Here is a 21,227-nt window from a genome sequence, read left to right on the forward strand (position 1 = left end):
GTTCCCTGACGGATCCGTGGTCGCCCCACCGCACTTCGCGCGGGGAGGCCTGCTTCGGTAAGCTAGGTTGGGGTGAGGAACCGCCGCGTCGGACCCCCGACGCGGTCCTTCGGAGGGTCGAAGGGGGCGATCGTCCGTTCGGGAACTCCGGCCCGGTGGTGACAGGAGCCTCGGTGCGTCCCGCCCACCGATCCGGGCACGGGGAGCCAGTTCAGCGATGAGTCGGACCATCAGCGACCGGAGCCGCCGCCGGCTTCACGAAGCCGAGGGTTATCTCGAGCTGGACCTACCGCAGCATGCCTTGCAGATCCTCGAGAGCCGCCGCGACTGGCCCGGCCTGCAATTCGAAGCCTGCCTGATCCACGGAGAGGCGCTCCGCCGGCTGGATCGCTACCGCGAGGCCATCGCCCCGCTCGAGATCGCGTCCACCCTTCGGCCCGATGACACCCGCGTCGCCCTGGCGCTCGGCTGGTGCTTCAAGCGGAGCAATCGACTGGCCCAGGCCATCGACGCGCTCGAACGAGTCCGTCGGCACCATCCCGACAACTCGCTGCTCCATTACAACCTCGCCTGCTACTGGTCGCTCGCGGGCAATGCCGATCGGGCCCTCGAGGAGCTCCGTGCGGCGCTCAGCCTCGAGCCCGACCTCCGGATACAGGTCGCGGGCGAGGAGGACTTCCGTCGGCTCCGCGGGATTCCCGCGTTCGAGGAACTCGTGGCAGGCCCGATGCACAAGCCCTGAGCCGTCGATCGATGCGGGGCCGCACCAGGGTTCAGCTCGATCGGCTCGCGACCGGATCGCGACTCGGGGGGGATAGGGCGGGGACTAGCCCGGCAGGGGGGTGGTCAGCGCTCGTCGAGCACCCGCTGGGTGATCTCTCGCTCGCAGAGTTTGCACCATTTCCATTTCTTGGTCCCCACCAGCTCGTCGAGGTGCTTGTGGGCGACTCGCACGCTTCGAAACCAGATCTTGAGCTCGCCTTCGCCCGTCTTCTCAAGCTTGGGGCAGCGTGCGAAATGGAGCAGATTCGAGCCCCCGGATGACGACCCCTTGCCCTTGGCAACGGGGACGTTACCGTGAAAGATGAATCCGATGGCCTCAAGACGGGTCTCCTCGAAATCCTCGAGGGATTCGAGGGGACGGATCCCAGTCTCTTCCCGGATCGGCATGAATGGTGTCCCTAGACGACCGGCATTACTGGCTCACACATCAGTGATAGCTTAACCAAATTTCGCAAAGGACGCAAGACGGAGCGGCCTCGCCCGCCGTCCCGTCCGTCCCCGCGAGAGGCACCGGACCTTGATCCGAGAAACCGTCGGCCACCTCCGGGACCTGCCCCGATACCGCCAGATCCTCACGACCCTGGTCCGCCACGGCTACCACGACGTCGTCGCCGCTCTTCACCTGGAAGGGATCGTCAGGCCGCTCGAGCGGGTCGCGACCGGGGGCGACGTCGTCCCCCAGGACCGTCCGCGGCGACTCCGCCTGATCTGCGAGGACCTCGGCCCCACGTTCGTGAAGCTCGGCCAGATCCTGAGCACGCGGCCGGACATCATCCCGGAACCCTACACGATCGAGCTCGCGGCCCTGCGCGACGACGTGCGCCCGTTCCCCTTCAAGCAGGTCGCGGAGATCCTCCAGGAGGACTTCGGCCGGCCGCTCGACCAGGCCTTCCTGTCGCTCGACCCGGAGCCGGTCGCGTCCGCGTCGATCTCCCAGGTCCATCGGGCGGTCCTCCTCGACGGCCGGGTGGTCGCCCTCAAGATCCGCCGTCCCGACATCAACAAGGTCGTCCAGGCGGACCTCGACATCCTCAAGAACCTCGCCCAGCTCGCCGAGCGGCACCTGCCGTTCCTCGCCCCGTACAAGCCGCTCTCGCTCGCCCGCGAATTCGAACGGAGCCTCAAGCGGGAGCTCGATTTCACCATCGAGCGGAGGACCATGATCCGCTGCCGCGAGCAATTCGCCGGCGACCCCACCGCTCACATTCCGTTCACGGTCGAGGAGTACTCGACATCCCGCGTCCTCGCCATGGAGTTCATCGAAGGGGTCCGGATCGATGACCTCGACGGCATCCGCGCGATGGGCATCGACCCCGCGGCGGTGGCGGTCGCCGGCGCCCGGATCCTGCTCCGCCAGATCTTCGAGTTCGGCTTCTTCCACGCCGATCCCCACCCCGGCAACCTGCGGGTCCTCCCAGGGGGCGTCGTCGCCCCGCTCGACTACGGCATGTTCGGCCAGCTCGACGTCTCGCTCCGGGAACGGATCGCCGACCTCCTCTCCGGCCTGATCCTCCAGGATCCCGACCGCGTGGTGAGGGCCCTCGACGCCCTGGACATCCGCGGCGACGGCGTCGACTCCAAGGCGCTCCGCCGCGACGTGAGCGAGCTCGTCCAGACCTACTCCCAGCTCACCCTCGACCGCATCAATCTCGGGCTCTTGCTGAAGGAGCTGATCGCCTTCATCCGCGCCTACCACCTGCACATCCCCCCGGACCTCGTGCTCCTTATCCGCTCGCTGGTGACCATCGAGAGCGTCGGCCGCAGGCTCGATCCCCAGTTCGACATCGCCGCCCAGCTCGAGCCGTTCCTCCGCCGCCTCACGATGCGACGGTTCCACCCGCTCCGGATGCTCCACCAGTCGGCCCGGGCCGTCGAGGACCTCCAGCGGATCGCGACCCTCCTGCCGGACCTCCTCAGCCAGTCGCTGGCCTCGATCCAGCGCGGCGAGCTCAACGTCCGCTTCGACCTCCAGGGCTTCGAACGCCTGGTCCGCCAGCTCACCCGGGCCAGCAACACGCTGGCCGTGGGGATCGTGATCGCCGGGCTGCTCGTGTCGTCGTCGCTGGTCTTCCGCGTGGGGGCGGCCTCGCTGGCCTACACCGGCTTCGCCGCCGGGATCATCCTCAGCCTCTGGCTGATCTGGAACATGTCGAGGGATTAGCGATCGAACATGGCTCCGGCCTCTCGCCGACGGGCTTCGCGTGTCAGGTCCGGATCAGGTCCCATCGCCACGTCGCCAGCATCGCGAAGACGAACAGCGGCAGCCACGCCGACAGCGCGGGGGGCACGGCCGCGTTGGTGCCCAGGTAGAGGCAGGCGATGTTCAGGCCGTAGAAGAGGGCGGAGTTGCCCAGCGACAGCCCCAGGCCGACGAACATGTTCCGGCCGTAGCTGCCCAGCACCAGGGGGAGGGTCATGAACAGGAGCGTCAGGCTGAGCACCGGCTTGAGGAACCTCTGGTGGATCTCCACCACGATGTAGAGCCGCTCCGTCCCCTCGCTGGCGGGGTCCGCCATGCCGTCGAAAAGCTCCCCCAGCGAGGCGTACTGGAACCAGTCCGGCTTCCGCGTCATCGCCTTGAACGTCAGCGAGGACTTGAGGAAATACGTCTCGCCCAGCAGCGGCCCGTTGACGACGGGGGCCGGGAAGCCGGCCTGATCCTTGATCTCGGTGACGATCGACGCGCCCGGCTCGAGCAGATCCGGCTCGATCGCCGGCCGCAGGCTGGCCCCCCGGACGATCCAGCCGCCGCGCAGGGGCGACCGCTTCGACTCCTCCGGGATGTAGGTCGCCTGCATCCCCTCGATCTCCCGGGACTGGCCGTAGATCTCCACCGGGATCGTGGCGTTGAACCGACCGATGATCGTCTGCCTGTTCCGGACCGCCTCCTTGCCGGACACCATCACCCCCCGCTCGTCCAGCCGGCTGGGGATCGCCGTCACGTTGTGAGTGCCGTCGTCGTCGTGAGACTTCTGGAGGTCCTCCGCGAATCGCGGGATGATCATCTCCTTGTTCGACACCGCCAGGCCGCTCACCAGCACCGAGCAGAGCAGGACCGGCCGGATCGCCCGATGGGTGCTGATGCCCGCGGCGAGCATCGCCAGGTGCTCGTTGTTCCGCTGCATCCAGGTCACGGTGAAGATCGCCGCCATCATGCTGATCACGCCGCCGAGCATGTCGAAGTAGGCCGCCTGGTGGATCAGGTAGTATCGGCCCATCGCCTGGACCAGCTCGGAGAACCCATCGCAGCGCTTCATGAACTCATCAACGTTACTGAACGCATCGATGACGACCCACAGCCCCACCAGCGAGATGTAGCAGGTCACGTACGCCTTGAGGAAGGCCCAGTACCGCTGGCGATCGAGGATTCGCACGTCGGGATCTCCCGGCAGGACGGCCCGGCCCGACCAGGGCCGGTGACATTTCCACCAATCAGTACTTGATGACTCGCGGATAGACCCAGACGGACAGGAGCGCGAGGACGCCGTTGCCGATCCAGAGGGCCCTCATCGGCTCCATCGTCCCTTCCTTGCCCATGTTCACCCCGAACAGCATCAGGGGGTAATAGAGGGTGATGATCGGCACGAAGCAGGAGATGAACGCGCTGAGGAAGTCGCGCTTGGCGAAGAGGATCCCGACCGGCGCCCCCAGGATGACGAAGAGCAGGCTCCCCAGCGCCATCGAGGTGCGGAGATGCTGCTCGGTGGTCAGCTCGTTGATCTTCCGCTTGTAGTAAGAGCTCTCCACCTGGGCCTTCTGGAGGGTCCCCCAGGCGACCTCCTCGTAGCGGCCGGTCGCAAACTGGAATCCCGCGCGGACGGTCTCGCGGAGGCGGTCGGTGGCGATCTTCTTCCGCGCCTCCGCGACTTCCCGATCGATCTCCGCGTCGGTGTACTCCTGGACGGCCCGCTGCATCGGCTTCTGACCATCCGCAGGGATCGGGATCTCGAGGACGTCGTTGTTCACGAGCATCACGTCCTCCTCCTTCTCGCCGTAGTTCTGCACCTCCGCCTGCTCGAGCGTCACTCGGACCATGCTGTTCGGGAAGTCGAACTGCATCCGCGCCTTCTTGGCGTGGACGACCGCCGTGAACGTGTCCGAGTTGTCCTTCCGCTTGCCCTTCTTCTTGAAGATCGCGCCGAGCATCACCCGGTCCTCGACGTCCTTGACCTTGATGAAGAACGGCCAGCCCGGGGTGTTGAACTCGCGATCGCGCTTGAGGAGCTTGTAGAAGGTGTCCTCGACATCCTTGAAGATCACCATCTTGGCGTTGTGGGCGCTGCGGGGGATCCAGCCCCGGCTGACGAAGACGAGGACGCCGCTGAGGGCCGCCGCCAGGAAGAGGGTGGGCCAGATCACGGTCATCACGCTCAGCCCCGCGGCCTTGACCGCGATCACCTCGTTGTCGCCGGCGATCCGGCCATAGACGACCGTCACCGAGAAGAGCAGGGAGACCGGGATCGTGTAGGGGAGGGTGCTCGGGATGATGTAAGGAATCAGCTCGGCGATGTCTCTGGGCGAGAGCAGGCGGCTCTTCATGGCCTCGGCGGCGACCATGAACAGGACGAAGATCGCGCTCATGGTCAGCAGAGAGAGCAGGAAGGAGCGAAGCACCTCCCCGCAGACGTACCGTTGCAAGATGCTCACGACGGCCCCCCCGTTCCGCTTCCGTGCCCCCGCGCCGGTGAGGGTTCCGATCGGATCCCCTCGCCCGCGCGGCCCCGCTCGCCCCACGGCCCGACGTTCCTGTCGGGCCGGACGGCGGGTTCTTCAGGTCAGGTCGCCCTTCAAGGGCTCAAGCTCGTCTCGAGCGCGGCGGACAGCCGCCGCGCCCCCTCGATCAATTCCGGCTCGCCGGGCACCCCGAACGAGAGCCGCATGTGGTTCCTCGGCGCCGGGCCGGGCTCCGGCGCGAAGGCATACTCGCCCGGCACGTAGAGCACGCCTTGCTTCAGGCAGTTCGCGAAGAAGGCCCCCTCGAAGCCCGTATCCACCCCCTCCGGCAGCGTCATCCAGACGAACAGCCCCCCATGCGGCCGGGTCCAGTGGACGTCGCCCCCGAACTTCCCCATCGTCGCATCGAGCGCCCCGAGGAAAATGTCCCGCTTCCTCCCGTAGAGCCGCCGAAGATCATCGACGTGGCGGTCGTAGTCCCCGGTCGCCAGCACCCGCTCGAGCAACTGCTGGTTGAGGTTCGCCGAGCCGAAGTCGTGGTTCCCTTTCAATCTCAGGATCGGCTCCACCAGGCCCTTCGGCAGAATCCCGTATCCGATCTTCACGCCGGGGCTGAAGGTCTTGCTGAACGTGCGGGCCAGGATGACCGTCTCCCCGTCCGGATCCAGGCTCCATAGGCTGCGCGGCTCGGTCTCGCCGTAGGAGAGGCCGTGGTAGGCGGCGTCCTCGAGCAGGAAGATCCGCCGGCCGGCGGTCGCCGACCAGCGCCGGACCAGGTCCACGAGCGGCCGGCGACGATCGGCCGCCAGGCTGATTCCCGTCGGATTGGCATGCTCGGGGATCGTGTAGACGAGCTTGACTCGATCGAGCTGCCCCTCGGCCTGCAGCCGCGTGAAGGCGTCCTCCAGGGCATCGATCCGCAGCCCCCCCTCGTCGATCGGCACGCGAATCCCGCGGGCGCCCCGCGTCTCCACCGGGCCGAGGAAGACGAAATACGTGGGCGACTCCACCAGGACGATGTCGCCCGGGTCCAGGAGGGCCTCGCAGACCAGGTAGATGAGCTGGGCGGATCCGGTCGTGACCACCGTGCGGGCGATCGCCTCCCTGTAGGTTCCCGGGCTGACTCCCTGCGACCCCTCGAGCCGGCCGACCAGTCGCTCCCGAAGCTCGGGCAGGCCGATCGTCGTCCCGTACTGGAGCGACCGCCGGCCCTCGACCGGATCGGCCATGAGGGCACCGACGGCTCGCGAGGCCACGTCCACCGGCAGCGTCTGCTGGTCCACGAAACCGGCCGCGAGCGAGACGATCCCGGGATTCTCCAGCGCCATCCGCATCAGGTTGGTGATCGACGGGGCGCTCGTCCGGATGGCGGCCTGGCTCAGGGAAATCCGCGGCGAGGTCGTCCGCGAGGGCTGGATCAGGGAAGGACGATCCGACGGGTCGCCGGGTACTCTAGCGACCTCGGCCAGCGTGTCAAGTTCGGTCTGCATGCAATCCTCGAAAGTCGGGCGCGACGCCCGGCATGAACTCCGCCACGGTCCATCGGGTGGTGACAGACCGGATGGGCGGAGCGAGCGGGCGGGAGGCGGGCACTCAGGCCGCAAGACACGAGCCTCACCGCCGTGGTTCGGGCGGTGCGGGCTCGCTCGAGCCGATTCCGTCCGGCCGTTCCCTTCATTATATCCGAACGTTCTCGATGCGGAACCGCCCGGGAACGGGCCGGAGCGGGGCGGAGTCAGGCCGCCTCGTCCTTGCCATCCTCCCAGAAGAGGTAATCGTTGCTGTTGGCGGGATGCCTGCGGATCTGGTCCTCGACGATCGACAGGAAGCGCTGGACCCACTCGCCGACCTGTCCCGACTTCTGGACGTCCGACGGGACGTGGAAGGCCGGCCGGAACTCGAGGTCATAACGGCGGTCGGCCCCGATCGGGCAGGTGACCACCAGGACCGGTGCGCCGGACATCGCCGCGAGCAGGATCCAGGTGGTCGAGAATCGCATCCTCCGGCCCAGGAACATCGCCGTCTCGGTCATCTGGCCGGCCCAGCGGACGTCGCCCGCGATGAACAGGACCATCTTCGAGCGGAGGACCCGCGTGGCCCGAAGGATCGACCCGGCGGCGTCCGTCGAGTCCCCCTTGCGGGAGATGAACAGCTTGTCCTGGGCGAGCGGCCCGTCCGAGTCGAAACGGCGGGCCATGTACCGCGAGATGCTCCGGGGGCGCTCCATGTAGAGCCGGACCGGGTAGTTCTGCCGGTAGAGCCAGTGGGCCGGCATCATGTGGGCGCCGAAGTGGCTCGTGAGGACGATGCAGCCTTTCCCCTCCCCCAGGGCCGCATCCAGGTGCTCCTTGCCCGCGACCCGGAACATGGCCAGTGCCCGCTCGTCGGAGTTGCCGTCCAGGAGCATGTCGCGCGATCGCCAGAGTAACTGATTCCCCGCGAGCTCCCGGCTCACCTTCGAGACGTCCCAGTCGCATTCCAGCGTCCGGCTCGCCCCGCCGACGGCCTCTTCGAAGGCGTGCCGAAGTGGCCGATGCAGGCGGTATTCCAGCTTCCCGAAGCCGCAGAGCACTCGCGACGCCGCGGTCAGTGGCAGCCAGCGGAGGATGGGCAGTGCCCGCTTCAACATCGCTTTCCGAACGTTCAACCCGCGTCGTTCCATCGACGGATCCTCCCCCACCACCCCCCGAGCGCGCAGCAGGCACGCGATCGCCTTCGCGAGCCGGCCGGCCATCCATCCCCTGCGGCGCGGGAAGTCTGGCACGACCGGCGATGGCTGGCAATCCCAGATTCCCGATCGACCGCCATGAAGGGGGCCGGGACGTCGCGGTTGATGTTCGAGTTGCGATGGCAGCCGGGGGCGGCCTCACCGCGACCGCACCGAGGCCGAGCGCTTCGCCGCGAGGCTTCGAGAGCTCGGGATCGATCCCGATTCGCTCGGGAACGAGCCCGGGTCGCTTGATCGGTGAGGACCGATCTGCCGGGCAGGTCCGGGGCCAATCGGGGTCATTCTGCCCGACCGAAGACGAGCACGTTATTCGTCCCGCCGAATCCGAATGACGCGCTCATCACGGTGCGGAGGGTGGCGGAACGGGCCTGGTCCGGGACATAGTCGAGGTCGAGCTCGGGGTCGGGTCGGTAGTTGATCGTCGGCGGGATCTTCTGATCGAGCAGGGCCTTCGCACACGCGACCGCCTCGATCGCCGCGGCGGCCCCCAGGCCGTGGCCGAGGGCCCCCTTGATGGAGCTGACCGGCAGCTCACGAACGTGGCTGCCGAAGACCTCCTTGAGGGCGGCCGTCTCGACCCGGTCGTTGAGCGCGGTGCTCGTGCCGTGGGCATTGTAGTAGTCCACGTCGGAGGGCTCGAGGCCGGCGTTCTTCAGGGCGGCCCGCAGGCAGGCGGCGATCCGGTCCTGGTGGGGCATCGCCATGTGGTATCCATCGGTGTTCATCGCGTAGCCGAGCAGCTCCGCCCGCGGCCTGAGCCCGAGGCGCTCGACGGCGGACTCCGTCGCCAGGACGAGCATGGCGGCCCCCTCGGACATCACGAAGCCGTCGCGATCGGCGCTGAAGGGACGGCTCGCCCGCGAGGCATCGGCCTCGGCCCGGTCGCCGGGCTTGCCCGGAAACAGGGCCCCCATGGTGGCGAAGCCGTTGACGATCGCCGGGGTGAAGGCGCTCTCGCTGGCGCCGCAGAGGGCAAGGTCGGCATCCCCGGCCCGCAGGGCCATCGCGCCCAGGATCAGGGCGTGGCCTCCCGTGGCGCAGGCATTCGATGGGGCGACGCTCGGCCCGTGGAGGTGGAGGTTCTGGGCGATCTGGCCGGCGGCCTGGTTGATGAGCAGTCCGGGGACCAGGAACGGGCTCACGGAGAGGTCCGCGCGGCGCTTCATCCGCTCCTGCTGGGCCTGCAGGAAGTCCACGCCGCCGAATGCGGAGCCGACGGCCAGGGCCACGCGAGACCGGTCGAAGGAGTCCCCGCCTTCCGCCCCGGCCTTCATCGGCCCGACGTCGGCCCAGGCCTCGCGGGCGGACTTGAGCGCCAGCAGGATGAACCGGGCCGAGAGTCGGGAGACGTTTCGATCGCCGGTGCCGCCGTCCGGCTCCAGTCCATCAACCATCCCGGCGACGTCCTGGAGGAACGCGTCGCGGCCCAGGGAGTCGTGGCGGCGGATCCCGGACCGGCCGGCAAGCAGGGCGTCCCAGGTGGTCTCCAGGTCGGGGCCCAGGCAGGTCGTCGCCCCCAGGCCGACGACGAAGATCCTCTGGCGCGACGCATCCGGCATCTTGGCGTGCTCCTCCGGCGAATCGGACGGACTGTCGGATCGACAGCTCCGGCGACGACTGTTCCAGTTGGGGATCTCGGGAGATGACAGCCGCGGGCCCGCCCGCTATCCTGCGAATCATCCCGGGTGACGCATGGTGTCGGTCCCGGCCCGCGCCCCCCGGAGAGCGGCGAGCGGCTATTCATCCTACCGCAACGGAAGGTTCTCGCATGCGCCTGATCAAGTACACGCTGCACAACGAGCCCACGCCGCACGCGGGACTCCTCGAGGACGACTGGGTCCATCTCCTCGCCACCGGCGATCACGCCCTGTCGGAGATCCTGGGCGCGGAGGACGTCGCGGAGACCATCCGGGCCCTGCGGCGCGAGTCGGGGCCGGGGCTACCGGCCGCCGACGTCCAGTTGCTCGCCCCGATCGATCGCCAGGAGGTGTGGGGGGCGGGCGTGACCTACGAGCGGAGCAAGGTGGCCCGCCAGGAGGAGTCGGAGCAGGGGGCCACGTTCTACGACATGGTCTACCGGGCGGAGCGGCCGGAGCTCTTCTTCAAGGCGACGCCGGGCCGGGTGGCGGGGCCGGGACGTCCGATCCGGGTCCGGAAGGACACGAAATGGACGGTCCCCGAGCCGGAGCTCGCCCTGGTCCTGTCGCCGGGGCTGGAGCTCGTCGGGTTCACGATCGGCAACGACGTGAGCGCCCGGGACATCGAAGGGGAGAACCCCCTCTATCTCCCCCAGGCGAAGGTCTATGACGCGTGCTGCGGGTTGGGGCCGGCGATCGCACTGACGGCGAGCGTGCCGAATCTGCTCGGGTCCGAGATCGGCGTGTCGATCGAACGCGACGGCCGGACGGCATGGGCCGGCGCCACGCCCCTGTCGCGGATGGTCCGGACCTTTCAGGAATTGATCGGCTGGCTGGGCCGGGACAATCACTTCCCGGACGGGGTGATCCTCCTGACCGGGACCGGGGTCGTGCCGCCGGATGACTTCAGCCTCAGGGCAGGGGACGTGGTCTCGATCTCGGTGGAGGGGATCGGCACGCTCGTGAATCCGGTGATCCAGGGCGATCCCGACTGAGCGGCGGGCTGGCGCTCGCCCGCGAGGGCCCACGAGAAAGGCCGCGGACCCGGGCCGGCACTCGAGCCGGCCCGAATCGCGGCCCTTTCATGGGACGGGAAGCGAGGGCCGATCAGCCCTTCTTCTCTTCCTTCTTCTCGGGGGCCGGGGCCGGCTTGGCCTCTTCCTTCTTCTCCGGAGCCGGGGCGGGCTTGGCCTCGGGCTTGCCGGCGGCGGGAGGAGCCGGCTTGACGGCGGGCGGCGGGGTCGGCGGGGTGGCGGGCTCTTCCGGGTTGCAGCCGCTGACAAGGAACGTCGTCAGGCAGAGGCCGGCGAAGGACGCCCAGGTCTTGATGCCGAACAGCTTCGTCACGTCTCAATCTCCTTCAGGGTCGCAGACCGGATCGAGGACTTGGGACTTCGTGGGCCGGAGGACTGCCCCCCGGCGAGATCCATCCGCCCGAGGGCGGAATCCCCTGTCCGTATCTGTACGGCCACCGATTCTAAGCGGCGTTCGGGCCTACTTCAACGACTCAGTTCGTTGCCGATCGGGCGAAGTCCTTGCCGATTCCTCTTGCCGGAATGGGGCTCCTCGGGATAAATCCGCGAAATTTCCCGAAAGGACTTCATTTCGGAGTCGGAGGAAGCCGAAGAAAGAGGATGGAGCCACGGATCGGCGTGAAGCCGCCTCGATTGCCGTTTCCCGAACGCCGACCGACGGGATGATCCCCCTCTGGCCTGCCTGGAAAAGGCCCGCCCGGCTCCCGGAGCACGCTTGACCCTAGCCGGAACCGAGGCGATTCATGCCCGACACGATCCAGTCCGTTTCAGCCCAGGGCGAGCTCTTCAAGACGGTCGTGGACCTCATCCATACCGCTTCGGCCAAGTCGAGGACCTTCGCGATCACGCCGGGATCCCTCCTGCTCGAGGACCTCTCCCTCGACTCGCTCGACCTGGTCCGGATCATCATGCTGATCGAGGATCGCTTCCAGGTCTCGATCGACCTCGACGAGGTCCCCAAGCTCAAGCGGGTCGAGGACCTGACCGTGACCCTCGCCAGGGAGCTCAAGGCCGCCGCCTGACCCGTCCGCGAAGACCGGAAGCGACCGCCACGGAACGAGCCGGGGCCCCGAATCACGGGGCCCCGGCTCGTTCTTCATTTCCATGGCATGAACATGACACGTTTTTCTCACCTCTAAACCTGATGCGGCCGGGATGTCGAACTTACAGGCCCTCTTACCCTTTTTTACAGAGTCTCCCTCACCCTTGTAACTCTTGCGAATTCCGGAATGATCGCGACATCCGGATCGGCCGCCGAAACGGACGGCCTGCATTCACCTTGGATTTGGTCTAAAGCAATCCTAAATAAGAGTTTACGGCGTCGCCAAGCGACTCGGGCGGCGACCTTCTCGGTGCGGGCCGTGACGTTTTTTCCGGGTGGCATGAGGCTTGCTCATTAATAGAAGATCATGACGTCCCCGGGCGAGGCGAGGCAGGCCCGAGCGGCGTGGAGAGAGGGGAAGGCGAGCTTCCCGGAAGGTCGGTGCGGGGCAAACCGGTCGTGCGGGGCCGCCAGGACGGCGAGCCCAGAGGTCGAACAAGGAGGTTGGTGATGACCGCAATCAGGACGTTGGCCGTCGCCGCTGTGGCCTGGTGCTTGGTCGGCGATGTTGCCGAGGCAGCGCCCCTCTCGTCCTGGTATGGTTCATCGAGTCCCTCGTCGTGGTATGCCAATTCGGCGAACAGCAATGGCGGCTTCTACGCCCCGGCCAGCGCCCCGGCCGCGACCTTCACGAATTCCAACTGGTTCAACAGCCCGAGCTACCTCGCCTCGCTCGGCTCGATCTCCTCCCCCGGGACGACTCAGGCGGCCTCCTTGACCGCAGCCCGGTCGGCCTCGGCCAGCTCGACTCCCGCCTCGGCGGCGACGGCCACGGCCTTCCTCAATTTCGGCAATGCTCCTTATGCCGAGGCCTCGAACCTGACGACCGGCGGTGCCCAGTCATGGACGAGCAGCCCGGCGGTGACGCAGGCGTTCGGCGGGACGCCGACGAGCGCCCAGCAATCGAGCTTCATCCAGTCCGTGGTTGCGGACATCCAGCACACGTTCCAGATCAGCGGGATGAACATCAGCCTCACGACCGACCCGACGGTCCAGGCCCCGCACATGATGAGCGTCGTCTCGGGAACCTCGTACCCCGGGAACACCGGCGCGATCGGGATCACGGATGTGGGGGCCAACGGCTTCAGCTTCATCGACAAGCTCAACTACGCGAACACTCCCGATCAACTCGCCTGGGCGGTCGCCCACAACCTCTCCCACGAGCTGATGCATGCCCTGGGCGTGGCCACCCACCCCGATACCACCGGACAGTATCTCGATAGCGCCATCGCAAGCTGGTCGATGCTGACCGACCCCAATACGAAGTTCAGCCCCGCGGCCGTGCAGATGATGCAGGCGGCCAACGGCGGGCTGACCTCCGGCACCAGCCTGGGGGCCGAGCTGCTCAAGCTCTCCAAGCACCCGGTGAATTGCAACTGCCAGTTCTGCCAGATGATGCGGCGAGAGGGTCTGAATACCAACCTGATCCTCAAGGGGCTGGGAGCCGATGGGGAGCAGCTCCTGGAGGCTCCCGTACCCGAGCCGGCCACGATCCTGATCTGGTCGGTCGCCGGCATCGGCGGCCTGGCGATCGCCCGCCGCCGGGCCAGCACGGCCTCCTGAACCGAGCGATCGTCGCGATCTCCCGGGTCGAAGCCGGTCACGGCTTGACCCGCCACCCCTCGAAATGCTCCCATGTTGACGAGGCTCACCCGGCGCCGGACGAAGCCGGCCCCCACAGAATTCAACGAGATCCGCCGCGGGACCGTTCCATCCCGGTCGTCGATTCCCTCCCCATGAATGCCTGGCCGCTGGCCCTTTCGCTCGTCATCCTGGTCTGCTCTCCGGCGGTCTTCCTGCCTCCGCGCCCACAGGCCCCCAGGACGAGCCCGTCCCCCCCGCCCGAGATCCGCGGCATCCTCAGGCCGCTCCACTGGCTGATGATCGCCTACTGCTGCATCCTCTATCGGCTCCGGAGCAACGGCTGGGCTCCACTCCCGGACCACGGGCCGGCCATCCTCATCGCCAATCATACCTGCGGCATCGATCACATGCTCCTTCAGGCGGCGTCCAGGCGCGTGCTCGGCTTCATGATCGCTCGCGAGTATTACGAGTGGCGCGAGATCCACTGGTTCTGCAAGCTCGTCGGCTGCATCCCGGTGAATCGCGACGGCCGCGACCTCCAGGCGACTCGCGCCGCGATCCGGGCCCTCGAGAGCGGGCGGGTCCTGCCGATCTTCCCCGAGGGGAAGGTCACCGCGGCCTCCGGGCGCGTCCTGGGGCCGATCCGCCCGGGGACGGCCTACCTCGCGGTCCGGACCGGCGTCCCGGTGATCCCGGCCTACCTGCACGGGACCCCGGAGACCGACCAGATCGGTGAGTCGCTGACGCGACCCTCCCGCTCGGAGGTCCGCTTCGGCCCCCCCGTGGACCTCTCGGATTTCCGCCCCGAGCAGGCCGGCGACCGGGCCGTGCAGGCCGAGGTTTCCCGACGATTCCAGCGCGCCTTCCTGGACCTGGCGGGCGATCGCATCACGCTCATCGCGCCCGCCGCGAGGACGGACGACTGACCCGAGGTCCATCCCATGGCCTTCTCGGAGATCGAGGACTCGCTGACACGCTACGCGATGCCGTACCGCCCCCTGGACGCGGTCCGGCCGATCGGCGGGGGCGGCGGGCTGAGCGGCTCACGCTTCTGGAGGTTTCGGGCCGAGGTCGGCGAGCTCGTGCTTCGAGCCTGGCCGCACGGGATGACGCGGGCGCGGCTGTCGGCGATCCAGGGCTGGACGATCCGGATCGCGGAGCGAGCCGGACTGCCCGTGCCCACGCCCCTGCTCGATCTCCGAGGGAGCCGGTTCCACCAACGCGAGGCGCGGCTCTGGGATCTGTCTCCGTGGCTCCCGGGCGAGCCGGACCTGAGACGTCCGCCCTCGGAATCGCACGTCGGGTCTGCCTTCGAGGCGCTCGGGAAGCTCCACGCGTCGCTCAGTCCGGAATTGGTGCTGGGTCCGAGTCCCGGGATCGCGGCCAGGCTTATCGAGATCGAGGACCTGGCTCGATCGGGGTTCGATCGCCTCGAATCCGCACTGGGCTCCGCCGGAGACGATCCGCTGGCCGTTGAAGGACGCCGATGGCTGGTGGCGGCCCGGGCGGCGTCATCTCGACTCCTCGCAGGATTGCGCGAGGCCGCCGACTGGCGAGTCCCGCTCCAGCCATGCCTCCGCGATGCCCGGCCGGACCACTTCCTCTTCCAGGGGGGGCGACTCACCGGCCTGCTCGACATGGGCGCCATGGACGTGGAGACCGTGGCGGCGGACCTGGCCCGACTCTGCGGGGACTGGCTCGACGAAGATGGACCGCTCCGGGTCGTGGCAAAGTCGGCCCATGCCGCCGGCAGGGGACGAGCCCTCGACCCGATCGAGGAACGGCTCCTGCCGCTGTTCGAATCGGCGGCGGACCTGCTGATCGGCGGGAACTGGCTGCGCTGGCACTTCCTGGAGGGCCGCCAGTTCCACGATGCGGGGGCCGTGCCACGAGGAGTGGCTCGGGGTCTCGAGCGAATTGCTCGCCTTGGCGGTCGCGGCCGGGTGATCGGCGGTCCGGAAACCTCCTTCCGGGCGACTTGAAGGTGGGACGGGTGATTGATACACTTTCCGCATGCCCGTCGGTCGCCGCGTGCGCGGCACTCGGTCTTCGAGACGATTCCGTCCCTGTGTCCCACCTCGCGAGGCGTGATGCGAGCCCCCGATCGTCTATCCGGGACGGTCCGACCGATCGCGGCGCTGATCGCGCTCGCGTTCTTCGCGGTCACCTGGCCGACCGAGGCCAGGGCGGGATGCGCCTACCGGCATACCCCGGCCGCGCGGCCGGGTGCATCGCTCGCCGATCTATCGTGGCTCCGCCTCGCGGACGGGTCGTCCTGGCCGGCCCCGCAGCAGGACCCCGCGCCGGCTCCTTGCACCGGAGCCTTCTGCTCCGGCCTGCCGGCAACGCCGGCCTCCGCCATGCCCGTCATGCCGGCGCCGTCCGGACAGGGCTGGGCGGTCCTGGCTCTCCTCGCCACGCCGGAAGACGGTCGGTCGGTCCTGCACCGGGCCTCCGACGATCTGGCAAGACCGCGGCGGCAAGCCCTCTCCATCTTCCATCCTCCCCGCCGGCTCTCGGCCACGCACGGCTCGCTCTGAGCCGCCTGCTCGTGGGCTGAAATCGCCCCGTCGCCACCGAATTCGCGCGCCGACGTCCCCGCAAGACGATCGCGCGACGGCCCTGCCTGCCTCATGGGGACGGCTCGCGGCCGCGCCCCCGCGCGGCGACCGTCCCCTGCGCCTCTGAATTGCTATTATTCCGATATTTTGATCTCTCAGCGAGGACCTTCCATGCGTCAGCCTGCGCGCCAGCCCGGGGGCTTCACGCTCATCGAGCTCCTGGTCGTGATCGCCATCATCGCCGTCCTGATCGCCCTGCTGCTCCCGGCCGTCCAGTCGGCCCGCGAGGCCGCCCGCCGGATCCAGTGCGTGAACAACCTCAAGCAGATCGGCCTGGCCCTGCACAATTACCATGAATCGCGCGGGGCGCTCCCCGGCGCGGACATGGTCTTCAATCAGACCGAGCTCTCGGCCCTGACCATGCTCCTGCCGATGCTCGAGCAGACGAACGTCTACAACTCGGTCAACTTCTCGTTCAATTACCAGGATCCGAACAACACGACGGTCATGTTCACGGCCGTCAACCAGTTCATCTGCCCGTCGGACCAGAGCCCGCCGCTGCCGTCGCTGGGCGCGCAGACGAACTACATGGCGGACATGGGGAGCGGGATCGTCTGGCAGGCCCCGATCGGCCCGAACGCCGGGCTGCCCGCGCCCAACGGCGTCTTCCACGGGGACTCCGCCACGAAGTTCGCCGCGATCACCGACGGCCTTTCGAACACGGCCTTCTTCAGCGAGCGGATCATGGCCGACGGCAACAACGGGATCGTCAGCCCGATCGCCGACGTCTTCTTCTCCCCGCTGGCGCCGACGGACGTCGAGACGGCCTACCAGATGTGCCAGGCGGTGGACATCCGCGACCTGCACACCCAGTTCCCGCTCTTCATGGGAGCTCCCTGGCTCTGCGGCCAGCACATCTTCACCCACGCCTCGACCCCCAACTCGCGATCCTGCGGATTCTTCACCGCGCTCCGGGCCGTGATGCCGCCGAGCAGCTACCATCCCGGCGGCGTGAACGTCCTGGTCGGCGACGGCTCGGTGAAGTTCGTGAAGAACTCCATCGACCGGCAAGTCTGGCGCGCGTTCGGGACGATTTCCGGCGGCGAGGTCATCAGCGCGGACAGCTTCTGAGCGGGAGACGACCATGAACGACGCGACTCGACGAGTTGCCGGATCGGCCGCGATCCGGGCCGCCGCCGGCCTCTGCCTGGCGGCGTTGATTGCTGCCTTGCCGGGCTGCTCCACGGGAGAGGCGCACGCGGTGGACACCTCGAAGGCCCGCGAGGCCCTCGCCTCCTCGCTCGACGCCTGGAAGCGCGGGGAGGATTCTCGCAGCGTCTCCTCGATCACGATCCAGGACTTCGACTGGGAGCGCGGGGCGAAGCTCGAGGGCTACGAGATCCTTGGGGACGGCCAGGCCAAGGGGGCCAACCTGAGCATCCAGGTGAAGCTCAGGCTCGCCGCCGCGGCCGGCAAGAAGGCGACGGAGAAATCGGTCTACTACCTGGTCGGGACCAGCCCGTCGGTGACTGTCTTCCGCGACACGCTCCGGCGCTGAGCCCGCCTACCGAACTGTCCGGCCGGGCCAGGGACGGCCCTTCTGATATCCTTTCGTGATGAAGTCCATCTCCTTTCGATAGCGAGGGAATGATCCCATGCTGCCCCAGAGCCTACGCCTCCTGATCGCGCCGGCGATCGCATCGATGGCCGCCGCCGCCGCGACGGCGGCCGACGACCCGAAGCCCGCCCCCGTCTCCCCGACCGGCCCGGCGAACGCGGAGGCCGCCGAGGTCGGGCGCGCGCTCCGCGAGTCCTGGCCGGATCGGCCCGAGTGGCTGGACATGTACACGGCGATCCTGGCCGACGAGGAGATGAGCCCGCAATACGGCTGGTTCCGGACCGCGGTCACGCAGTCCCGCTACGGTTGGGACGCGACCAGCAAGCGGCTCGACCGGGACGGCGACGGCAAGGTCGCGCGCAAGGAGTTCCCCGGCCGCGACGAGGAGTTCGCCCGCCTGGACCGCGACCACGACGGCTCCGTGACGAAGGACGACTTCGACCGCGCCGCCGCCCCCGTCGCCGCGTCGCCCGGCCTGATGCTCTTCTCCCGCGCCGACCGAGACGGCAACGGCAAGGTCACCCGCGAGGAGCTCGATGGCTTCTTCCGGGCCGCGGACCGGGACGGACACGGATTCCTGTCGCGGGCCGATCTGGAAGCCGCGATGCCGGCGCCGTCCGCCTCCAGGGGAATGTCGGCGGGCGACCGGCCGAGCAAGGCCGCGCTGATCCGCGGGCTCTTCAAGCAGGAGGTCGGCTCGCTCCAGCCGGGCCCGAAGCTCGACGAGTCCGCGCCCGATTTCACGCTCCGGACCAATGACGGCAAGTCGGAAGTCACGCTCTCCAAGCTGGTCGGACCGAAGCCCGTCGTCCTGATCTTCGGCAATTTCACGTGCGGCCCGTTCCGGAGCCACGCGGGCAACTTCGAGAAGCTTTACCGCCGCTACGGCGACCGCGCCAATTTCGTCATGGTCTACGTCCGCGAGGCCCATCCCACCGACGGCTGGCGGATGGAGAGCAACGACCGCCTGGGCGTCGCCACCGCTCAGCCGACGACCTACGAGGAGCGCGTCGGCGTGGCCCAGCGCTGCGGCAAGCTCCTGGGACTGGGATTCCCGATGGTGGTGGACACGATCGACGACTCGGTCGGTGCCCGCTACAGCGGGATGCCCGGCCGCTTCTACCTGATCGACCGCCAGGGCAAGATCGCCTTCAAGAACGGCCGCGGCCCGTACGGCTTCAAGCACGACGAGCTCGAGCAGGCCCTGATCCTGATGCTCCAGGATGAGGCCTCGCCCGGGAGCGGTGGGGCGGTGCAGGCGGCGAGGCACTGAGAACGACAGGTGCCGACGGTGCCTCGGAGCCCTGATTGACAGGGGTCTTCGATCGGCTAGAATGCTGATAGCTCATTCACCACGCGTGAAAGGAGTACCGACGCCGTCTCTCTTCCACGGGAGGCGGCGTCAGCCGTTTCGGGTCTGATGTTCATCGCGCTCCCGTCGTAATTTCCGTTTTCGATGTTCTTCGACCGTCAAGTAAGCGGTGATGAGCTGGTAGTAGCGGAACCCATCTCTCCGCCGTTCCCTGGCCGCCAGGACGATAAGAAACTCCTCGCAATACCACAGCAGGATTCGTGTCTCTCCCCGGTTTCGGTTCTCCCAGACGTCGATGCCGACCTCGGTCGAGTGCTCGATGATCGGCCGAATCCATGCGATTCGCTCGCAACGTCGCAGGTCGGGGATGCGAAGCTCTTCCTCGGGCCCTTCGGTTACGCAGTGCCAGAAGCCTACTTCCTTCCCATCCTCGTCAATCGGATCTCGCCGACATCGGACGAATACGCCTCGAAATTGCGGCTGCGACTCGATGAAGTCCCGTCGGAACCTCGAATAGGTTTGCTCGATGTAGTGGGTCCAATCATTGCCAGCATCGGCCATCCGCCAGAGGCCGGGCAGCCACGACTCATCGCCGCTCACGATCGCCTCCGGACCATCGGAACAGGTTGAACTTCGGCTCGCGCAGCCAGGTGCTCTGGTCCAGCCGCTTTCCAGACCTCCTCTGAATCCTCCGGATGATCTCGCGTTTCGCCTCGCTCGTGCCGTCGGGGCGATTCGCGTGGCCGACCGCCCCGATGAGAAGGTCGGCAACCTGCATCAAGTCTGATTCATGTGAACGTATCTGTTGGACACGGCGAATGACGATCCCGGAGCGGTCGTGTCGACTGCTCCTCAGCACGCGCTCCAGCTTCGCCCTCTTGATCTCGCTTCGCGTATCCTTGATGTCCAGGTAGATGGCATGGCTGCGAGACGGCTCGATGATCGGCTCGAGCATTCGAAAGCACATCTTGTAGTACCAGTCGTCGTGACTTTGATCGAATGCGGAATGATCCAAGGTCGACTTGTCGGGGATGAGTAGCCCCCGGAAGTGGAGATCATCGTCGTCGAAGAAGTAATCGACGACGTCGACGAAATACGCGACCTTCGAGGGCGAGGCCTTGGTCCACTTGAGCTCGAAATCACCGGCGAGCCCGTGCTTGATCTTGGTCTCGCGGAGGCGAACGGAGATCTCTCGGCTCTTGTCGGCCGGGCACCACACCGCCCCGAGTACCATCGCGCGAATCCCGTCGTGGAGGAGATGCCCGGACTCATCACAATAAATGTTAATGTTTGGGTCCATGGCAACCTCGACCGTGATGGGATCATCCCCGCAACGGCTCGCTCGGCGCATCGGGGCCGGGGGAATCGGCGGAGTTGGTGAGCATCTTCTGGGCGTCCTGCTGGGAGATGCTCACCCGCCTGATCGAGAGCGCGCGGCCGGTCTGCGGATCGGCCGTGACGAGGGCACCATTCAGGCGAGGGTCGCCGGTGGCCACGTCGAAGAAGCAGGGGACGTGGCTGAGCGTGGCGCTCAGGACGCGGTCGTAGCGGCGGCCGATGATCGAGTCGTGCGGCCCGGTCATGCCGACGTCGCACTGGAAGGCCGTCCCCTGCTTGAGGATCTGCTCGTCGGCCGTGGCGACGTGGGTGTGGGTCCCCAGGACGGCCGTCACCCGGCCGTCGAGGTAGCGGCCCAGCAACTGCTTGTCGCTGGTCGCCTCCGCGTGGATGTCCACCAGGATCACCCGCGCCGTGCCGCCGATCCGCTCGAGCAGGCGATCGGCCGCGGTGAAGGGGGAGTCCACGGGCTTCATGTAGGTCCGGCCCAGGAGGGTGAAGACCGCCACGAGGGTGCCGTCACGGGCCTGGACCAGCGCGAGCTCGGCGCCCGGGGATTCGGTGGGGAAATTGGCGGGGCGGACGACCGTGTCCGAGCGTTCGAAGATCTGGAAGATCTCGTCCTTGCGATAGACGTGGTCGCCCATCGTCATGACGTCGACGCCGGCCTCAGCCAGCTCCTCGAAGCAGCGCAGGGTCAGCCCCGAGCCGCCGGCGGCGTTCTCCGCGTTGCAGACGACCAGGCCGAGCCCCCAGCGGGGGATCAGCCTGGGTAGGACCTGGGAGACGATCTTCCGGCCCGGGGAGCCGACGACGTCGCCGATGAACAGGATCTTGAGCGCCATGCCTGGCTCGC

General features: G+C 67.7%; 21 protein-coding genes. 11 read left to right on the forward strand and 10 right to left on the reverse strand.

Annotated features, from left to right (window positions below; translation table 11 throughout):
• The first annotated feature begins 217 nt into the window (after positions 1-217).
• Complete coding sequence (locus tag G6O54_RS05610; RefSeq protein WP_165221354.1) at positions 218-742, forward strand: TPR end-of-group domain-containing protein; 525 nt, start codon at positions 218-220, stop codon at positions 740-742.
• 104 nt (positions 743-846) lie between these two features.
• On the opposite strand, the gene G6O54_RS05615 is transcribed toward G6O54_RS05610, so the two are convergent.
• The gene (locus G6O54_RS05615) at positions 847-1,170 is read right to left on the reverse strand and encodes a hypothetical protein (RefSeq protein WP_165221357.1); all 324 of its coding nucleotides are present in this window, start codon (positions 1,168-1,170) and stop codon (positions 847-849) included.
• 130 nt (positions 1,171-1,300) lie between these two features.
• Between G6O54_RS05615 and G6O54_RS05620 the strand changes: the two genes are divergently transcribed.
• Positions 1,301-2,944 carry an ABC1 kinase family protein gene (locus G6O54_RS05620; protein ID WP_165221360.1) on the forward strand — a complete coding sequence of 548 codons (1,644 nt, stop codon included), beginning with the start codon at positions 1,301-1,303 and terminating at the stop codon, positions 2,942-2,944.
• Positions 2,945-2,987: 43 nt separating this feature from the next.
• Here the strand turns inward: G6O54_RS05620 and G6O54_RS05625 are convergent, their stop codons facing one another.
• The 5 genes from G6O54_RS05625 to G6O54_RS05645 form a co-directional block, all read right to left on the reverse strand.
• Positions 2,988-4,157, reverse strand: a complete 1,170-nt coding sequence (locus G6O54_RS05625; protein WP_165221363.1) for an LptF/LptG family permease — start codon at positions 4,155-4,157, stop codon at positions 2,988-2,990.
• Positions 4,158-4,215: 58 nt separating this feature from the next.
• Positions 4,216-5,430: an LptF/LptG family permease gene (locus G6O54_RS05630; RefSeq protein WP_165221366.1), complete on the reverse strand. Its 1,215-nt coding sequence runs from the start codon at positions 5,428-5,430 to the stop codon at positions 4,216-4,218.
• 140 nt (positions 5,431-5,570) lie between these two features.
• Positions 5,571-6,947: an aminotransferase-like domain-containing protein gene (locus G6O54_RS05635; RefSeq protein ID WP_165221369.1), complete on the reverse strand. Its 1,377-nt coding sequence runs from the start codon at positions 6,945-6,947 to the stop codon at positions 5,571-5,573.
• A gap of 245 nt (positions 6,948-7,192) precedes the next feature.
• Complete coding sequence (locus tag G6O54_RS05640) at positions 7,193-8,119, reverse strand: lysophospholipid acyltransferase family protein (RefSeq protein WP_165221372.1); 927 nt, start codon at positions 8,117-8,119, stop codon at positions 7,193-7,195.
• 344 nt (positions 8,120-8,463) lie between these two features.
• On the reverse strand, positions 8,464-9,744 hold the full coding sequence (locus tag G6O54_RS05645) for a beta-ketoacyl-[acyl-carrier-protein] synthase family protein (protein WP_165221375.1): 1,281 nt from the start codon (positions 9,742-9,744) through the stop codon (positions 8,464-8,466).
• A gap of 209 nt (positions 9,745-9,953) precedes the next feature.
• Here G6O54_RS05645 and G6O54_RS05650 point away from each other — a divergent pair, with 209 nt between their 5' ends.
• On the forward strand, positions 9,954-10,817 hold the full coding sequence (locus G6O54_RS05650; RefSeq protein ID WP_165221378.1) for a fumarylacetoacetate hydrolase family protein: 864 nt from the start codon (positions 9,954-9,956) through the stop codon (positions 10,815-10,817).
• Positions 10,818-10,929: 112 nt separating this feature from the next.
• On the opposite strand, the gene G6O54_RS05655 is transcribed toward G6O54_RS05650, so the two are convergent.
• Positions 10,930-11,169, reverse strand: a complete 240-nt coding sequence (locus tag G6O54_RS05655) for a hypothetical protein (protein ID WP_165221187.1) — start codon at positions 11,167-11,169, stop codon at positions 10,930-10,932.
• A gap of 430 nt (positions 11,170-11,599) precedes the next feature.
• On the opposite strand from G6O54_RS05655, the gene G6O54_RS05660 reads away from it, so the two are divergent.
• From G6O54_RS05660 to G6O54_RS05695, 8 genes are all read left to right on the forward strand, one after another.
• Entirely contained in the window at positions 11,600-11,878 is a 279-nt protein-coding gene (locus tag G6O54_RS05660; protein ID WP_165221381.1) for a phosphopantetheine-binding protein, read from the forward strand.
• 530 nt (positions 11,879-12,408) lie between these two features.
• Positions 12,409-13,521 (forward strand): PEP-CTERM sorting domain-containing protein, encoded by a 1,113-nt coding sequence (locus G6O54_RS05665; RefSeq protein WP_165221384.1) that lies wholly within the window; start codon positions 12,409-12,411, stop codon positions 13,519-13,521.
• A 173-nt stretch (positions 13,522-13,694) separates the two neighbouring features.
• A complete protein-coding gene (locus tag G6O54_RS05670; RefSeq protein WP_165221387.1) occupies positions 13,695-14,468 on the forward strand; it encodes a lysophospholipid acyltransferase family protein in 774 nt (257 codons plus the stop codon).
• 15 nt (positions 14,469-14,483) lie between these two features.
• On the forward strand, positions 14,484-15,524 hold the full coding sequence (locus G6O54_RS05675) for a phosphotransferase enzyme family protein (protein ID WP_165221390.1): 1,041 nt from the start codon (positions 14,484-14,486) through the stop codon (positions 15,522-15,524).
• 108 nt (positions 15,525-15,632) lie between these two features.
• Complete coding sequence (locus G6O54_RS05680) at positions 15,633-16,082, forward strand: hypothetical protein (protein WP_165221393.1); 450 nt, start codon at positions 15,633-15,635, stop codon at positions 16,080-16,082.
• Positions 16,083-16,274: 192 nt separating this feature from the next.
• A complete protein-coding gene (locus G6O54_RS05685) occupies positions 16,275-17,234 on the forward strand; it encodes a DUF1559 domain-containing protein (protein ID WP_165221396.1) in 960 nt (319 codons plus the stop codon).
• Between the two features lie 13 nt (positions 17,235-17,247).
• The gene (locus tag G6O54_RS05690) at positions 17,248-17,661 is read left to right on the forward strand and encodes a hypothetical protein (protein WP_165221399.1); all 414 of its coding nucleotides are present in this window, start codon (positions 17,248-17,250) and stop codon (positions 17,659-17,661) included.
• A gap of 97 nt (positions 17,662-17,758) precedes the next feature.
• Positions 17,759-18,994, forward strand: coding sequence for a deiodinase family protein (locus tag G6O54_RS05695; RefSeq protein ID WP_165221402.1), 1,236 nt, complete (start codon positions 17,759-17,761; stop codon positions 18,992-18,994).
• A 129-nt stretch (positions 18,995-19,123) separates the two neighbouring features.
• On the opposite strand, the gene G6O54_RS05700 is transcribed toward G6O54_RS05695, so the two are convergent.
• From G6O54_RS05700 to G6O54_RS05710, 3 genes are read right to left on the reverse strand one after another with little or no spacing between them, the layout of a single operon-like run.
• Entirely contained in the window at positions 19,124-19,633 is a 510-nt protein-coding gene (locus G6O54_RS05700) for a hypothetical protein (RefSeq protein WP_165221405.1), read from the reverse strand.
• Positions 19,620-20,333: a DUF3800 domain-containing protein gene (locus tag G6O54_RS05705; protein WP_165221408.1), complete on the reverse strand. Its 714-nt coding sequence runs from the start codon at positions 20,331-20,333 to the stop codon at positions 19,620-19,622. The genes G6O54_RS05700 and G6O54_RS05705 overlap by 14 nt, the downstream gene beginning before the upstream one ends.
• A gap of 22 nt (positions 20,334-20,355) precedes the next feature.
• Complete coding sequence (locus G6O54_RS05710) at positions 20,356-21,216, reverse strand: TIGR00282 family metallophosphoesterase (protein WP_165221412.1); 861 nt, start codon at positions 21,214-21,216, stop codon at positions 20,356-20,358.
• Positions 21,217-21,227 lie beyond the last annotated feature (11 nt).

Source organism: Aquisphaera insulae (genome assembly GCF_011064615.1).
Taxonomy (GTDB): domain Bacteria; phylum Planctomycetota; class Planctomycetia; order Isosphaerales; family Isosphaeraceae; genus Aquisphaera; species Aquisphaera insulae.

What these genes read in the sequence shown, in the direction of transcription:
- G6O54_RS05690 (WP_165221399.1), top strand. Translation starts at nt 17,248, where the DNA reads ATGAACGACGCGACTCGACGAGTTGCCGGATCGGCCGCGATCCGGGCC.
- G6O54_RS05675 (WP_165221390.1), top strand. Translation starts at nt 14,484, where the DNA reads ATGGCCTTCTCGGAGATCGAGGACTCGCTGACACGCTACGCGATGCCG.
- G6O54_RS05615 (WP_165221357.1), bottom strand. Translation starts at nt 1,170, where the DNA reads ATGCCGATCCGGGAAGAGACTGGGATCCGTCCCCTCGAATCCCTCGAG.
- G6O54_RS05635 (WP_165221369.1), bottom strand. Translation starts at nt 6,947, where the DNA reads ATGCAGACCGAACTTGACACGCTGGCCGAGGTCGCTAGAGTACCCGGC.
- G6O54_RS05665 (WP_165221384.1), top strand. Translation starts at nt 12,409, where the DNA reads ATGACCGCAATCAGGACGTTGGCCGTCGCCGCTGTGGCCTGGTGCTTG.
- G6O54_RS05640 (WP_165221372.1), bottom strand. Translation starts at nt 8,119, where the DNA reads ATGGAACGACGCGGGTTGAACGTTCGGAAAGCGATGTTGAAGCGGGCA.
- G6O54_RS05610 (WP_165221354.1), top strand. Translation starts at nt 218, where the DNA reads ATGAGTCGGACCATCAGCGACCGGAGCCGCCGCCGGCTTCACGAAGCC.
- G6O54_RS05680 (WP_165221393.1), top strand. Translation starts at nt 15,633, where the DNA reads ATGCGAGCCCCCGATCGTCTATCCGGGACGGTCCGACCGATCGCGGCG.
- G6O54_RS05695 (WP_165221402.1), top strand. Translation starts at nt 17,759, where the DNA reads ATGCTGCCCCAGAGCCTACGCCTCCTGATCGCGCCGGCGATCGCATCG.
- G6O54_RS05650 (WP_165221378.1), top strand. Translation starts at nt 9,954, where the DNA reads ATGCGCCTGATCAAGTACACGCTGCACAACGAGCCCACGCCGCACGCG.
- G6O54_RS05710 (WP_165221412.1), bottom strand. Translation starts at nt 21,216, where the DNA reads ATGGCGCTCAAGATCCTGTTCATCGGCGACGTCGTCGGCTCCCCGGGC.
- G6O54_RS05670 (WP_165221387.1), top strand. Translation starts at nt 13,695, where the DNA reads ATGAATGCCTGGCCGCTGGCCCTTTCGCTCGTCATCCTGGTCTGCTCT.
- G6O54_RS05660 (WP_165221381.1), top strand. Translation starts at nt 11,600, where the DNA reads ATGCCCGACACGATCCAGTCCGTTTCAGCCCAGGGCGAGCTCTTCAAG.
- G6O54_RS05705 (WP_165221408.1), bottom strand. Translation starts at nt 20,333, where the DNA reads ATGGACCCAAACATTAACATTTATTGTGATGAGTCCGGGCATCTCCTC.
- G6O54_RS05645 (WP_165221375.1), bottom strand. Translation starts at nt 9,744, where the DNA reads ATGCCGGATGCGTCGCGCCAGAGGATCTTCGTCGTCGGCCTGGGGGCG.
- G6O54_RS05685 (WP_165221396.1), top strand. Translation starts at nt 16,275, where the DNA reads ATGCGTCAGCCTGCGCGCCAGCCCGGGGGCTTCACGCTCATCGAGCTC.